We start from the raw sequence: 12602 nt of genomic DNA on the forward strand, positions 1-12602 counted from the left end.
CTGGGGCCGGATTCAGGCGCCAGCCTCCTTCTTCAGCCGCTCGATCGCCATCAGAACCCGCTCCGGGGTCGCCGGAGCATCGAGGCGCGGGCAGATCCTGTTGTCGGCGACACTGGCCACCGCGTCCGATAGCGCATGCAGCACCGACATGCCGAGCGGGAACGGCGGCTCGCCGACCGCCTTGGAGCGGTGGATGGTTGGCTCGCCGGCTTCCGGCCAGTCGGCCAAGGTGACGTTGAAGATCTTCGGCCGGTCGGAGGCGAGCGGGATCTTGTAGGTCGACGGCGCATGCGTGCGCAGCCGGCCCTTGGCGTCCCACCACAGTTCTTCCGTCGTCAGCCAGCCCATGCCCTGGATGAAGCCGCCCTCGATCTGGCCGATATCGATCGCCCGGTTCAGCGAGCGGCCACAGTCATGGAGAATATCGGTACGCTCGACCATGTATTCGCCGGTCAGCGTGTCGACCGAGACTTCCGAGCACGAGGCGCCATAGGCGAAATAATAGAAGGGGCGGCCCTCGCCCTTGTCGCGGTTCCAGTGGATTTTCGGCGTCTTGTAGAAACCAGCCGCCGACAGCTGGATGCGGGCCATATAGGCCTGCTTGACGAGGTCGGCGAAGGCGATTTCCTGGTTGCCGATACGCACACGGTTGGGCAGGAACAGCACCTGATCACGCGGCACCTGATATTTTTCGGCGGCGAAATCGGTCAGCCGATCCTTGATCTGGCGCGCGCCATTCTGCGCCGCCATGCCGTTGAGGTCGGAGCCGGACGACGCTGCCGTAGCCGAAGTGTTCGGCACCTTGCCGGTCGTTGTCGCGGTGATCTTCACCTGGTCGAGATCGATCTGGAACTCTTCCGCCACCACCTGCGCCACCTTGACGTAGAGGCCCTGCCCCATCTCGGTTCCGCCATGGTTCAGATGCACCGAACCGTCGGTGTAGACATGCACCAGCGCGCCGGCTTGATTGTAATGCGTGGCGGTGAACGAGATGCCGAACTTGACCGGCGTCAGAGCGAGGCCCCGCTTGATGAAACGGCTGTTGGCATTGAAGGCCGATATTTCACGCCGCCGCCGCGCATAGCTCGCGCTTTGCTCCAGCTCGGCGACGATGCGCTGGATGATGTTATCCTCGACCGTCTGGTGGTAGGGCGTGATGTTGCGGCCCCCCTCGCTACTGGTGCCGTAGAAATTCTTCTTGCGGATTTCGAGCGGATCCTTGCCGACGGCAAAGGCCACCTCGTCGATGACGCGCTCGGCGCCGACCATGCCTTGCGGGCCGCCGAACCCCCGAAAGGCGGTGTTCGACACGGTGTTGGTGTAGAGCGGCGCCGACTGCGCATGCACCGCCGGCCAGAAATAAGTGTTGTCGCAGTGGAACAGCGCGCGATCGGTTACCGGGCCGGACAGATCCGACGAAAAACCGCAGCGCGCCGCGAACATGAAATCGACGCCGAGGATGTTGCCCTCGTCATCGAAGCCGACCTCGTAATCGACGAGGAAATCATGACGCTTTCCGGTGGCGATCATGTCGTCGTCGCGGTCGGGCCGGATCTTCACGGCGCGGTGGTGCTTCTTCGCGGCGATCGCGGCCAATGCGGCAAACTGATTTCCCTGCGTTTCCTTGCCGCCGAAGCCGCCTCCCATGCGGCGGATTTCCACCGTGACGGCATTGCTCGGCACGCCGAGTACGTGGCTGACCATGTGCTGGACTTCGCTTGGATGCTGGGTCGAGGAATAGATGGTGACGTCCTGATCCTCGCCAGGAACGGCCATGGCGATATGGCCTTCGAGGTAGAAGTGTTCCTGGCCGCCGATGCGCATTTTTCCCTTTAGCCGGCGCGGCGCCTGACGGATCGCCGTAGCGGCATCGCCGCGCTTCAGGGTGAGAGGCGGCGTGACGAGCTTGTCCTTCTTCGGATCGAGCGCGCCGATGTCGGTGACGAAAGGCAATTCCTTGTATTCGACCTTTGCCAATCTTGTGGCGCGGCGCGCCTGCTCGCGAGTTTGCGCAATAACGCAGAAGATAGCCTGGCCGTAGAATTGCACCTTGCCGTCGGCAAGCACCGGCTCGTCGTGGCGACCGGTCGGCGAAATGTCGTTTTCGCCCGGCACGTCACTGGCCGTCAGCACGTCGACAACGCCGGGCGCTGTACGCACCGCCGAGAGATCCATGCTGGTGATGGTGGCATGCGTGGCACCGGAAAGCCCTAGGCAGCCATGCAGCGTGCCTGATGGTTCCGGCATGTCGTCGATGTAGACGGCGGCGCCGCTGACATGTTTGTGCGCGGAATCGTGGCGCTGATCGGTGGCGACGCCGCCAGCGATCTTTTCAGCCTTGAGGTTGGGGGCAGCGTGCTTGTTCATCATGCCGCCTCGTGCCTTGAAACCTGGACCGGCTCTCTGGTGCCGCTGCTCTCGGCAAAAAAGCGCAGCAGCAGGTTCTTTGCCGCCAGCGCCCGATATTCGGCGCTTGCCCGCATATCGGTCAGCGGCGTGAAATCATTGGCGTATTCGGCCATGGCCGCCTCGACCGTGGCCTCCGTCCAGGGTTTGCCGAGCAGGGCCTGCTCGACACCGAGGGCCCGTTTAGGTGTCGCTGCCATGCCGCCATAGGCGATGCAAATGTCGGCCACCGTTCCGTCCTTGGCCAGATCCAGGAAAAACGCGCCAAGGGCCGCGGTAATGTCCTCGTCGCGACGCTTGGTGATCTTGTAGACGGCAAACTTCGTTTCCTTGGCCGGCACCGGCACATGCACGGCCTCGACGAATTCACCCGGCTGCCGATCCTGTTTGCCGTAGGCGATGAAGAAGGTTTCCAACGGGATCGTCCGCTGCTTCTTGCCCTTGCGCAAGGTGAGACTTGCGCCAAGCGCGATCAAAGGCGGTGGCGTATCTCCGATCGGCGAGCCGTTGGCGATGTTACCGCCGATGGTGCCCATGTTGCGCACCTGTTCGCCGCCGATGCGATCGAACAATGGCCCCAACGCCGGGATGCGCTTCGCCAATGTCGCGAAGGCGTCAGTGTAGGTGACGCCGGCGCCGATCGAAATGACGCCCTTGTCTTCCGAGATGGTGCAAAGCCCGTCGAGATCGCCGATGAAAATGGCCGGTGAAATATCGCGCATGTGCTTGGTCACCCACAGGCCGACATCGGTCGAGCCGGCCACGATGGTAGCGCCGGGTTCCTTGTCCAGCACGGCGGCGAAATCGTCGACATCGGCCGGCACGACCAGCCGCGCCTTGCCGGTTCCGATCTCGACCCGGGCGCCGTCACGCATGGCCTCGAGCCTTGCGGTGATCGCCTTGCGTTCCGTGGCCAGCGGGTCCTTTGCGGCCTTGCCGTAGCTGGAGATGGCATGCGCGGCGCGCATGATGGCCTCGTAGCCGGTGCAGCGGCAGAGATTGCCTTGCAAAGCCTTTTCGACATCCGCGTTCGAGGGATCAGGCGACTTCATCCACAAGCCATAGAGCGACATGACGAAGCCGGGCGTGCAGAAGCCGCATTGCGAGCCGTGGAAATCGACCATCGCCTGCTGCACCGGATGCAACTGGCCGGGTGAACCGCGCAGATGCTCGACCGTCACGACATGGGTGCCGTCGAGCGAGCCGAGGAAGCGGATGCAGGCATTGACGCTTTCATAGACCAAGCCGCCCTCCGACAGCTTGCCGACCAGCACGGTGCAGGCACCGCAGTCTCCCTCGGCACACCCTTCCTTGGTGCCGCGCAGCGAACGGTCGAGCCGCAGCCAGTCGAGCAAGGTCGCGTCGGGTGCCACCGACGAAAGCGCCACATCCCTGCCATTGAGAATGAAGCGGATTTCGTTGCGGATGCTAATTTTGGTCATGCCTCAGCTCCCCCTGTAGGTCGAGTAACCGTAGGGCGAGACCAGCAGTGGCACATGATAATGCACCGGCTCGGCCATGCCGAAGCGGATCGGTATCACATCGAGAAAGGCGGGTTTCGGCAGGCTCAACCCCTGCTGGCGCAAATAGTCGCCGGCGGCGAAGACCAGTTCGTATTCGCCGGTGCGGAATTCCGCGCCGGCGAGCAGCGGCTTGTCGCAACGGCCGTCGGCATTGGTGAGAACGGTCTTCAGATGTGTCCGCGCCTTGCCCTCGAGGTGATAGAGCGCGATCGACAGTCCCGCCGCCGGCTTGCCGGTCGCCGTGTCGAGGACATGGGTCGTCAGACGCCCGCCGTCGGCTTTCGACGTTTCTGCCATTGGCCGCCTCCCATTTCCGGTACGAGCGAATTGGCCCGGTACGGTCAAGTATCAACAGTGAATTGTGCGCCAATTAAAGGCGATGCATAAGTCCCGGTCGAGCGGAGTGCGACAAAAACACTTTCAAAAATTTTCGGGGGAATGCGAGAAGCACCCTTTCGATATTCTGATCATACTTCGGGCCGTGCCCGGCGGGAGGGACGATGCGTTACAGCAGAGACATGCGTGGCTACGGAGCCAATCCGCCGGACCCGAAATGGCCTGGCGGTGCACATGTCGCCGTGCAGTTCGTCGTCAATTACGAGGAAGGTGGCGAAAACTGCGTGTTGCATGGCGACAAGGCGTCCGAAGCCTTCCTGTCGGAAATCGTCGGCGCGGCACCCTGGGTGGGTCAACGCCACTGGAACATGGAATCCATCTACGAATACGGCGCCCGCGCCGGCTTCTGGCGGCTGCTCCGGCTGTTCACCGAGTCGCAAGTGCCGATCACCTGCTACGGCGTCGCCACAGCGCTCGCCCGTTCGCCGGATCAGGTAGCGGCCATGCAGGACGCCGGCTGGGAGATCGCTTCGCACGGCTTAAGATGGATCGACTACCGCGACCACAGCGCCGAGGATGAGCGCCGCGACCTCGAGGCGGCGATCAAGCTGCACTACGAAGTGACCGGCGCGCGCCCGACCGGCTGGTATACGGGTCGCACATCGATCAACACGGTGCGGATTGTGGCGGAAGAAGGCGGCTTCGACTATGTGTCGGACACCTATGACGACGAGCTGCCGTACTGGTTCGAGCATGAGGGCGGCGCGCAGCTCATCATCCCCTATACGCTCGACGCCAACGACATGCGGTTCGCCACGCCGCAAGGTTTTAACTCGGGCGACCAGTTCTTTGCCTATTTGAAGGACAGCTTCGATACGCTCTATGCCGAGGGCAAGGCCGGCCGGCCACGCATGATGAACATTGGCCTGCACTGCCGCCTCGTCGGGCGGCCGGGCCGGGTGGCGGCGCTGAAGCGCTTCGTCGACTATGTGAAGTCGCACGACAAGGTCTGGCTGGCGAGGCGCATCGACATCGCCAAGCACTGGCAAGAGGTCAATCCTTATCAACCGGCGGCACTCCGTCCATCGAAGATGGAATTCGAGACCTTCGTCCACACTTTCGGCGGCGTGTTCGAGCATTCGCCCTGGATCGCCGAACGCGCCTACGAACTGGAACTAGGCCCGGCGCATGACACTTCGGGCGGCCTGCACAATGCGCTTTGCCGTATCTTCCGCTCCGCCAGCGAAACCGAGCGGCTTTCGGTGCTCAACGCCCATCCCGACCTTGCCGGCAAGCTGGCCAAGGCCAAACGGCTGACGGCGGAATCGACCAGGGAACAGGCCTCGGCCGGCCTCGACGCGCTGACCGACAAGGAGCGCGAACTGTTTTCCAAGCTCAACGCCGCCTACGTCACCACCTTCGGCTTCCCTTTCATCATCGCGGTGAAGGGCAAGACGAAGCAGGAAATCCTGGCGGAGTTCGAGGCGCGCATCGGCAACAGCCGCGGCGTCGAATTCGAGACCGCCTGCAAACAGGTCGAGCGCATCGCGCTGCTCCGCCTCAAGGACATGCTTCCGCAATAGGTTTGAAACCATGGATACGATCAGGATGCCCGAGCGAACCTATTACGCGCCACATGGCGGTCATTCCGGCCAGAACGAGCTTCTGACCGGCCGCGCCGTCTTCACCGAGGCCTATGCCGTCATTCCCCGGGGTGTGATGCAGGACATCGTCACCAGTGCGTTGCCGTTCTGGGACGAAACCCGCGTCTGGATCTTGTCGCGACCGCTATCGGGTTTTGCCGAGACGTTCTCGCAATACATTGTCGAGGTCGCGCCCGGCGGCGGCAGCGATCGGCCGGAACCCGATGCCGACGCCGAAGGCGCTCTGTTCGTGGTCGAAGGCGAACTGACGGTTCTGCTTGCCGGCAAGACGCATGTGTTGCGGCCCGGCGGCTTTGCCTTCCTGCCGCCGGCCAGCGGCTGGACGGTTCGCAACGAAAGCAGGGCCGCCGTGCGCTTCCACTGGATTCGCAAGGCTTACGAGGTGGTCGACGGTCTCGATGTGCCGGAAGCCTTCTTCACCAATGAGCAGGAGATCGCGCCAACGCCGATGCCCGGCACCGAAGGCCGCTGGGCGACGACGCGGTTCGTCGATCCGGCAGATTTGCGCCACGACATGCACATGACCATTGTCACGCTGGAACCCGGCGCGGTCATTCCCTTCGCCGAGACCCATGTCATGGAGCACGGTCTCTATGTGCTGGAGGGTAAGGCCGTCTACCGCCTCAACCAGGACTGGGTCGAGGTCGAGGCCGGCGACTATATGTGGCTGCGCGCCTTCTGCCCGCAGGCCTGCTATGCCGGTGGCCCGGGTAAATTCCGCTATCTGCTCTACAAGGATGTCAACCGGCACGCCAAGCTCGGCGGCGCCGGCATCGCAAGGCGCGCGCTGTGACCCGTATCGTCGCGCGGCCGCTGACCCGCGAGGGCTTTGCCCCCTTCGGCGATGTCATCGACATGGGCGGCGACAACCACTACCCGATCAATGGCGGCAGGGCCGAGCGCTATCATGATCTGGCTACCGCCGAAGCAACCGGTCCGAACGCCCGAGTGCTGATCTCGATGGTGCGCGGCACGCCCTACGAATTGCCCCTGAAATTGAGCATGGTCGAGCGCCATCCCTTCGGCAGCCAGGCCTTCATCCCGCTCTCGCCGCGCCCCTTCCTGGTCGTCGTCTGCCATGACGGGGAGCAGGGGCCGGGCGAGCCGCATGCCTTCATCACCGCACCCGGACAAGGCATCAATTACCGGCGCAATCTCTGGCATGGCGTGCTGACGCCGCTCGGCGAGGCTCAGGACTTCCTGATCGTCGACCGTGGCGGCGATGGCTCCAATCTCGAAGAGTTCCATTTCTCGCACGCCTACGAGATCCACTTGCCCAACGAGAGCCTCCTGTGACCGATATTTCACTGATCGACCGCCTGCTCGATGTGATCGAGCACGACATCGTGCCGAAGACGGCCGACGGCGTTACCTATGGCAACAAGCTGTTCGGCGCGGCGATCCTGCGCAAGGACGACCGTTCGCTGGTGCTGGCTGAAACCAACAACGAGATGGAAAACCCGCTCTGGCATGGCGAGGTCCACTGCCTGAAGCGTTTCTACGAAATGCCCAGGGCTGAGCGCGTCGATACGAAAGACGCCATCTTCATCGCCACGCACGAACCCTGCTCGCTGTGCCTGTCGGCGATCACCTGGACCGGCTTCGATAATTTCTACTATCTGTTCAGCCACGAGGATTCGCGCGACAGCTTCGCCATCCCGCACGACCTGAAGATCCTGAAAGAGGTCTTCACCCTCGATCCCGGCGGCTACAATGCCGAGAATGCCTACTGGAAGAGCTTTTCTATCCGCAGGCTGGTGCGAGCGTTGCCCGAGGCAGAGCGGCGACGGCTGGAGACCCGTATCGGCGCGATTTCGGCGCGCTACGATGAATTGTCCAACATCTATCAGGCGAACAAGGACGATAACGATATCCCGCTGAACTGACGCGGATTGACCAGCCGAATTCGTTGGCTGGCCCACGACGCGGCACGGCAGGCTCCATCATCTGGCGATCCTGGAGCATGCCATGAAAACCGTCACCGAATTTGCCCGCAAAATCGTCGAATTCCCGGACATGGGCATCGTCATGCCGGATGGCTGCCGCCTGTCGGCGCGGGTGTGGATGCCGGAGGATGCGGGCGACGATCCGGTGCCTGTCATCCTAGAGCATCTGCCCTACCGCAAGCGCGACGGCACCATCTTTCGCGATCAGCTGACGCATCCTTATTTCGCCGGCCACGGCTATGCCTCGATCCGCGTCGACATGCGCGGCAATGGCGATTCCGAAGGGCTGATGGACGACGAATATTCCGAGCAGGAATTGCAGGACGCCTGCGACGTCATCGCCTGGGCGGCAAGCCAGCCCTGGTGCAACGGCAATGTCGGCATGATGGGCATTTCCTGGGGCGGCTTCAACTGCCTGCAGGTGGCGGCCAAGCGGCCGCCGGCGCTGAAAGCGGTGATCAGCCTGTGCTCGACCGTCGACCGCTATGCCGACGACATCCACTACAAGGGCGGCTGCCTGCTGATCGAGAATTTCGGCTGGGCCTCGACCATGCTGTCCTACTCGTCGCGGCCGCCGGATCCGCTTTTGGCCGGCGACAACCGGTGGCGCGATCTGTGGCTGACCCGGCTGGAGAACCAATCCTTCCTGGCGCCGCTGTGGCTGAAACACCAGCACCGTGATGCCTACTGGAAGCGCGGCTCGATCTGCGAGGATTTTTCCGCCGTCAAAGCCGCCGTGCTGTCGATCGGCGGCTGGCATGACGGCTACCGCAACACCGTCTCGCATCTGGCGACCAACATCCAAGCCCCGGTCAAGGGCATCGTCGGGCCATGGATCCACAAATACCCGCACTACGCCGGGCCCAAGCCTGCCATCGGCTTCCTGCAGGAGGCCTTGCGCTGGTGGGACCGCTGGCTGAAGGGTGTCGACACCGGCGTCGAGGCCGACCCGGCCTACCGCGCCTATGTCATGGACAGCGTGCGTCCGGCGCGCTGGCACCCCGAGCGTCCCGGCCGTTGGGTGGCGGAGCAGGAATGGCCCTCGCCAACCATCAAGATGCAAACGCTCGATCTGATCTCCTCAACGGAAAAACCCGCCATCATCGCCTCTCCGCAAAGCTGCGGCCTGGCCGGCGGCGAGTATTTTCCCTTCACCTTCGGTCCCGAACTGCCCGGCGACCAGCGCCCCGACGATGCGCTGTCGGTGTGTTTCGACCAGCCGGAACTCAGCGAGCCGATCGACATCGTCGGAGCGCCGGAGGTCGAGCTGCGGCTGTCCTCTGATCGTCCGCAGGCCAACATCGCGGTCCGGCTTTGCGATGTGCATCCCGACGGCGCCTCGGAGTTGATCTCCTATGGCGTGCTCAATCTGACGCACCGCAATTCGCACGAATTCCCCGAGGCGCTGGTGCCGGGCGAAACCGTCTCGGTGCGCGTCGTGCTCGATCAATGCGCCTATCGTGTGCCGGCCGGCCACCGGCTGCGTGTTGCCGTTTCGAACGCCTATTGGCCTGCCATCTGGCCGTCGCCGGAGCCGGTCCAGCTCACCTTGTCGACGGCGACGCTCAATTTGCCGCTGCGGCCGCTGGCGACAGGCGACGAAGTAACGTTCGCCGAGCCGGAAGGTGCCACCCCCTGGGCAACAGAGACGATCCGCGCCGCCAATTCAGAGCGCCATGTCGATCGTGATGAGAAGACCGGAATGGTGACGCTTTCCATTGTTGACGATTTCGGCGAGGTGCGTGATCTCGCCCATGGCCTCGCCAATGGCAGCATCGCCCGCGAGACCTGGACCATCCATCCCGACGATCCGCTGTCGGCCTCGGGGAAGACGCACTGGACGCAGACCCTGTCGCGAAACGGATGGGCAGTACGCACCGAAACGACAGCCGAAATGCGATCGGACGGGCAAAACTTCATCGTCAGCGCCAGAATCGAGGCCTATGAGGACGAAAACCTCGTCTTCGAGCGCAATTTCGAGGAGAAGGTGCCGCGCGCGCTTCTTTGAATGCCGATTTCATTGGTCCAATTGCGACGTACGATTTACGCCACGGCATGTCGCATTCGGTCTTGCTTACCGCTTTCCCTTGCGGTCATTATTCTCCTCACAAGAAACAAGAAAAACGACCGCAGAGTCGAACCAACAGAGTGAGGAACTCAAAATGTCGAACGAACTGGAATTTCTTAGCCGGCGTGTCGCGTCGGGCAAACTGAGCCGTCGTGATTTTCTCGGCCGGGCGGCGGCGCTCGGTATCTCCGCGCCCTTCGCCAACTCGCTGCTTTCAAGCGCTGCACGCGCGGCAGGCCCGGTCAAGGGCGGCACACTGAAGGCCGGACTTGTCGGCGGCGAATCCACCAACAGCCTTGATCCGGCACTGTTCATGACTCAGGTGCCGTTCGCCTTCGGCAAGATGTGGGGCGAATTGATTGTCGAGCTTTCGCCGGAAGGCAAGCTCGAGAACCGCATCGCCGAGGAGATCGGCTCGTCGGACGACGCCAAGGTGTGGACGCTGAAGATCCGCGACGGCGTCGAATTCCACAACGGCAAGACAGTGACCGCCGAGGACGTGGCCGCCACACTTGAGCGCCATTCCGACGAGAAGTCGAAATCCGGCGCGCTCGGCTACATGAAAGGTATCGAGACCATCAAGGCCAGCGGCAAGGAAGTCGTGCTGACGCTGAAGGAGGCCAATGCCGATCTGCCCTATTTGCTCAGCGACTATCACCTGATCGTCCAACCAAATGGCGGCAAGGACAAGGCTGACGCAGGCATCTCGGCCGGTCCTTACAAGGTGACGACCAATGAGCCCGGTGTGCGCCATGGCGGCGAGCGTTTCGCCAATTACTGGCAGGGCGACAAGATGGGCCATGCCGACCAGATCGAGATCATCGTCATCAACGATGCGACGGCGCGCACGGCCGCCCTGCAGGGCGGCCAGGTCAACGTGATCAACCGCGTCGAGCCGAAGATCGTCGACCTGATCAAGCGCCTGCCGGGCGTCACCATCCGCAACCACGCGGGTCCTGGCCACTACGTGTTCATCATGCATTGCAACACGGCGCCGTTCGACAACGCCGATTTGCGCATGGCACTGAAGCTGGCCATCGACCGCGAGGAAATGCTGGACAAGATCCTGCGCGGCTACGGTTCGCTCGGCAACGACTTCCCGATCAATGCGTCCTATCCGCTGTTTACCGAGATCGAGCAGCGCAAGTACGATCCCGACAAGGCCAAGTTCCACTTCAAGAAGTCCGGCCACGACGGCGCGGTCCTGCTGCGGACCTCGGACGTCGCTTTCCCGGGCGCCGTCGATGCATCGCAGTTGTTCCAGCAGAGCGCGGCCAAGGCCGGCATTCAGATCGAGCTGAAGCGTGAGCCCGGCGACGGCTATTGGAACGAGGTCTGGAACAAGCAGCCCTTCTGCGCGTCCTACTGGGGCGGCCGCTCGACCCAGGACCAGATGTACTCCACCGCTTATCTGTCGACCGCCGACTGGAACGACACGCGTTTCAAGCGTCCTGACTTCGACAAGATGGTGCTGGCGGCGCGCGCCGAGCTCGACGAGACCAAGCGCAAGCAGATGTATCATGACATGGCTGTCCTGGTACGAGACGAGGGCGGCCTGATCCTGCCGATGTTCAACCAGTTCATCGACGCTACCGGCGCCAAGGTCGGCGGCTGGGTCGACGATCCGCATCAGGAGCTGATGAACGGGTACGCGCTGGCGAAGTGCTGGCTCGAAGCCTGAGCTTGGCCTTGCGGATATGTCCTCACCCATCTTGAAACTGGTGGCCCAGCGCGTTGCGCTGGGCATTCTGCTCTTGTTGGCCGTTTCGGTCCTGATCTTCGCCGGCACCCAGATCCTGCCCGGCGACGTCGCGCAAGCCATTCTCGGACAGTCGGCGACGCCGGAGTCGCTTGCCAATCTGCGCGAGCAGCTCGGACTCAACCAGCCAGCCTATCTCAGGTATTTTCATTGGCTGGGCGGCGTGCTGACCGGCGATCTCGGCACGGCCATGTCGAGCGGGCAGGACATCGCCACGTCGATCAAGGGACGGCTGTGGAACACGCTGTTCCTCGCCTTCTGGGCGGCGATCGTCGCCGTGCCGCTGGCGATCATCCTCGGCCTGATCGCGGTGCGCTACCGCAATGGCTGGGTCGACAAGCTGATCTCCGGGCTGGCGCTGGCCTCGACCTCGTTTCCCGAATTCTTCATCGGCTATGTGCTGGTCTATTTCTTCGCCGTGAAATGGCAGATATTCCCCGGCATTTCGACCGTCTATGACGGCATGCCTTTTGGCGAACGGATGCAGGCGATCGCCTTGCCGGCGACGGCGCTGACGCTGGTCGTGCTCGCCCACATGATGCGCATGACACGCGCGGCGATCCTCAATGTCATGCAGTCGGCCTATGTCGAGACGGCGGAACTGAAGGGCCTGTCGGCCTTCAACGTCATCCGCAAGCACGCCTTCCCCAATGCCATCGCGCCGATCATCAATGTCGTCATGCTCAACCTCGCCTACTTGATCGTCGGCGTCGTCGTGGTCGAGGTGATCTTCGTCTATCCGGGCATGGGACAGTATCTGGTCGACCACGTCACCAAGCGAGACGTGCCGGTGGTGCAGGCGGTCGGCCTGATCTTCGCCGCCGTCTATATCAGCCTGAACATCATTGCGGACATAGCGGCGATCGTCGCCAATCCGCGTCTCAGACATCCGAAATAGGG

Annotated in this window: 10 protein-coding genes; 7 read left to right on the forward strand and 3 right to left on the reverse strand. The window is 62.8% G+C overall.

Annotation, left to right across the window (positions count from 1 at the left end):
- Nucleotides 1-12: 12 nt before the first annotated feature.
- The 3 genes from xdhB to uraH are packed head-to-tail and all read right to left on the reverse strand — an operon-like array spanning nt 13 to nt 4226.
- Nucleotides 13-2367, reverse strand: a complete 2355-nt coding sequence (gene xdhB / locus MESCI_RS01850; protein WP_013528240.1) for a xanthine dehydrogenase molybdopterin binding subunit — start codon at nt 2365-2367, stop codon at nt 13-15.
- The gene (xdhA, locus tag MESCI_RS01855; protein WP_013528241.1) at nt 2367-3848 is read right to left on the reverse strand and encodes a xanthine dehydrogenase small subunit; all 1482 of its coding nucleotides are present in this window, start codon (nt 3846-3848) and stop codon (nt 2367-2369) included. Before xdhA ends, xdhB begins: the two co-directional genes overlap by 1 nt.
- 3 nt (nt 3849-3851) lie before the next feature.
- Nucleotides 3852-4226, reverse strand: a complete 375-nt coding sequence (gene uraH / locus MESCI_RS01860) for a hydroxyisourate hydrolase (RefSeq protein ID WP_013528242.1) — start codon at nt 4224-4226, stop codon at nt 3852-3854.
- Between the two features lie 203 nt (nt 4227-4429).
- Here uraH and puuE point away from each other — a divergent pair, with 203 nt between their 5' ends.
- From puuE to MESCI_RS01895, 7 genes are all read left to right on the forward strand, one after another.
- The gene (puuE, locus tag MESCI_RS01865) at nt 4430-5848 is read left to right on the forward strand and encodes an allantoinase PuuE (protein WP_013528243.1); all 1419 of its coding nucleotides are present in this window, start codon (nt 4430-4432) and stop codon (nt 5846-5848) included.
- 10 nt (nt 5849-5858) lie between these two features.
- Complete coding sequence (locus MESCI_RS01870; protein ID WP_013528244.1) at nt 5859-6722, forward strand: bifunctional allantoicase/(S)-ureidoglycine aminohydrolase; 864 nt, start codon at nt 5859-5861, stop codon at nt 6720-6722.
- Nucleotides 6719-7225, forward strand: coding sequence for an ureidoglycolate lyase (locus tag MESCI_RS01875; protein ID WP_013528245.1), 507 nt, complete (start codon nt 6719-6721; stop codon nt 7223-7225). The genes MESCI_RS01870 and MESCI_RS01875 overlap by 4 nt, the downstream gene beginning before the upstream one ends.
- Entirely contained in the window at nt 7222-7815 is a 594-nt protein-coding gene (locus MESCI_RS01880) for a nucleoside deaminase (protein ID WP_013528246.1), read from the forward strand. Before MESCI_RS01875 ends, MESCI_RS01880 begins: the two co-directional genes overlap by 4 nt.
- An 82-nt stretch (nt 7816-7897) precedes the next feature.
- Nucleotides 7898-9883, forward strand: a complete 1986-nt coding sequence (locus MESCI_RS01885; RefSeq protein WP_013528247.1) for a CocE/NonD family hydrolase — start codon at nt 7898-7900, stop codon at nt 9881-9883.
- A 154-nt stretch (nt 9884-10037) separates the two neighbouring features.
- Nucleotides 10038-11624: an ABC transporter substrate-binding protein gene (locus tag MESCI_RS01890; RefSeq protein WP_013528248.1), complete on the forward strand. Its 1587-nt coding sequence runs from the start codon at nt 10038-10040 to the stop codon at nt 11622-11624.
- A gap of 16 nt (nt 11625-11640) precedes the next feature.
- Nucleotides 11641-12600 carry an ABC transporter permease gene (locus tag MESCI_RS01895; protein ID WP_013528249.1) on the forward strand — a complete coding sequence of 320 codons (960 nt, stop codon included), beginning with the start codon at nt 11641-11643 and terminating at the stop codon, nt 12598-12600.
- Nucleotides 12601-12602: the final 2 nt, after the last annotated feature.

Source organism: Mesorhizobium ciceri biovar biserrulae WSM1271 (genome assembly GCF_000185905.1).
Lineage (GTDB): Bacteria > Pseudomonadota > Alphaproteobacteria > Rhizobiales > Rhizobiaceae > Mesorhizobium > Mesorhizobium ciceri.

Excerpts from the sequence above, each read along its gene's own strand:
- xdhB (WP_013528240.1), bottom strand. The coding sequence starts at position 2,367 with ATGAACAAGCACGCTGCCCCCAACCTCAAGGCTGAAAAGATCGCTGGC.
- xdhA (WP_013528241.1), bottom strand. The coding sequence starts at position 3,848 with ATGACCAAAATTAGCATCCGCAACGAAATCCGCTTCATTCTCAATGGC.
- uraH (WP_013528242.1), bottom strand. The coding sequence starts at position 4,226 with ATGGCAGAAACGTCGAAAGCCGACGGCGGGCGTCTGACGACCCATGTC.
- puuE (WP_013528243.1), top strand. The coding sequence starts at position 4,430 with ATGCGTTACAGCAGAGACATGCGTGGCTACGGAGCCAATCCGCCGGAC.
- MESCI_RS01870 (WP_013528244.1), top strand. The coding sequence starts at position 5,859 with ATGGATACGATCAGGATGCCCGAGCGAACCTATTACGCGCCACATGGC.
- MESCI_RS01885 (WP_013528247.1), top strand. The coding sequence starts at position 7,898 with ATGAAAACCGTCACCGAATTTGCCCGCAAAATCGTCGAATTCCCGGAC.
- MESCI_RS01890 (WP_013528248.1), top strand. The coding sequence starts at position 10,038 with ATGTCGAACGAACTGGAATTTCTTAGCCGGCGTGTCGCGTCGGGCAAA.
- MESCI_RS01895 (WP_013528249.1), top strand. The coding sequence starts at position 11,641 with ATGTCCTCACCCATCTTGAAACTGGTGGCCCAGCGCGTTGCGCTGGGC.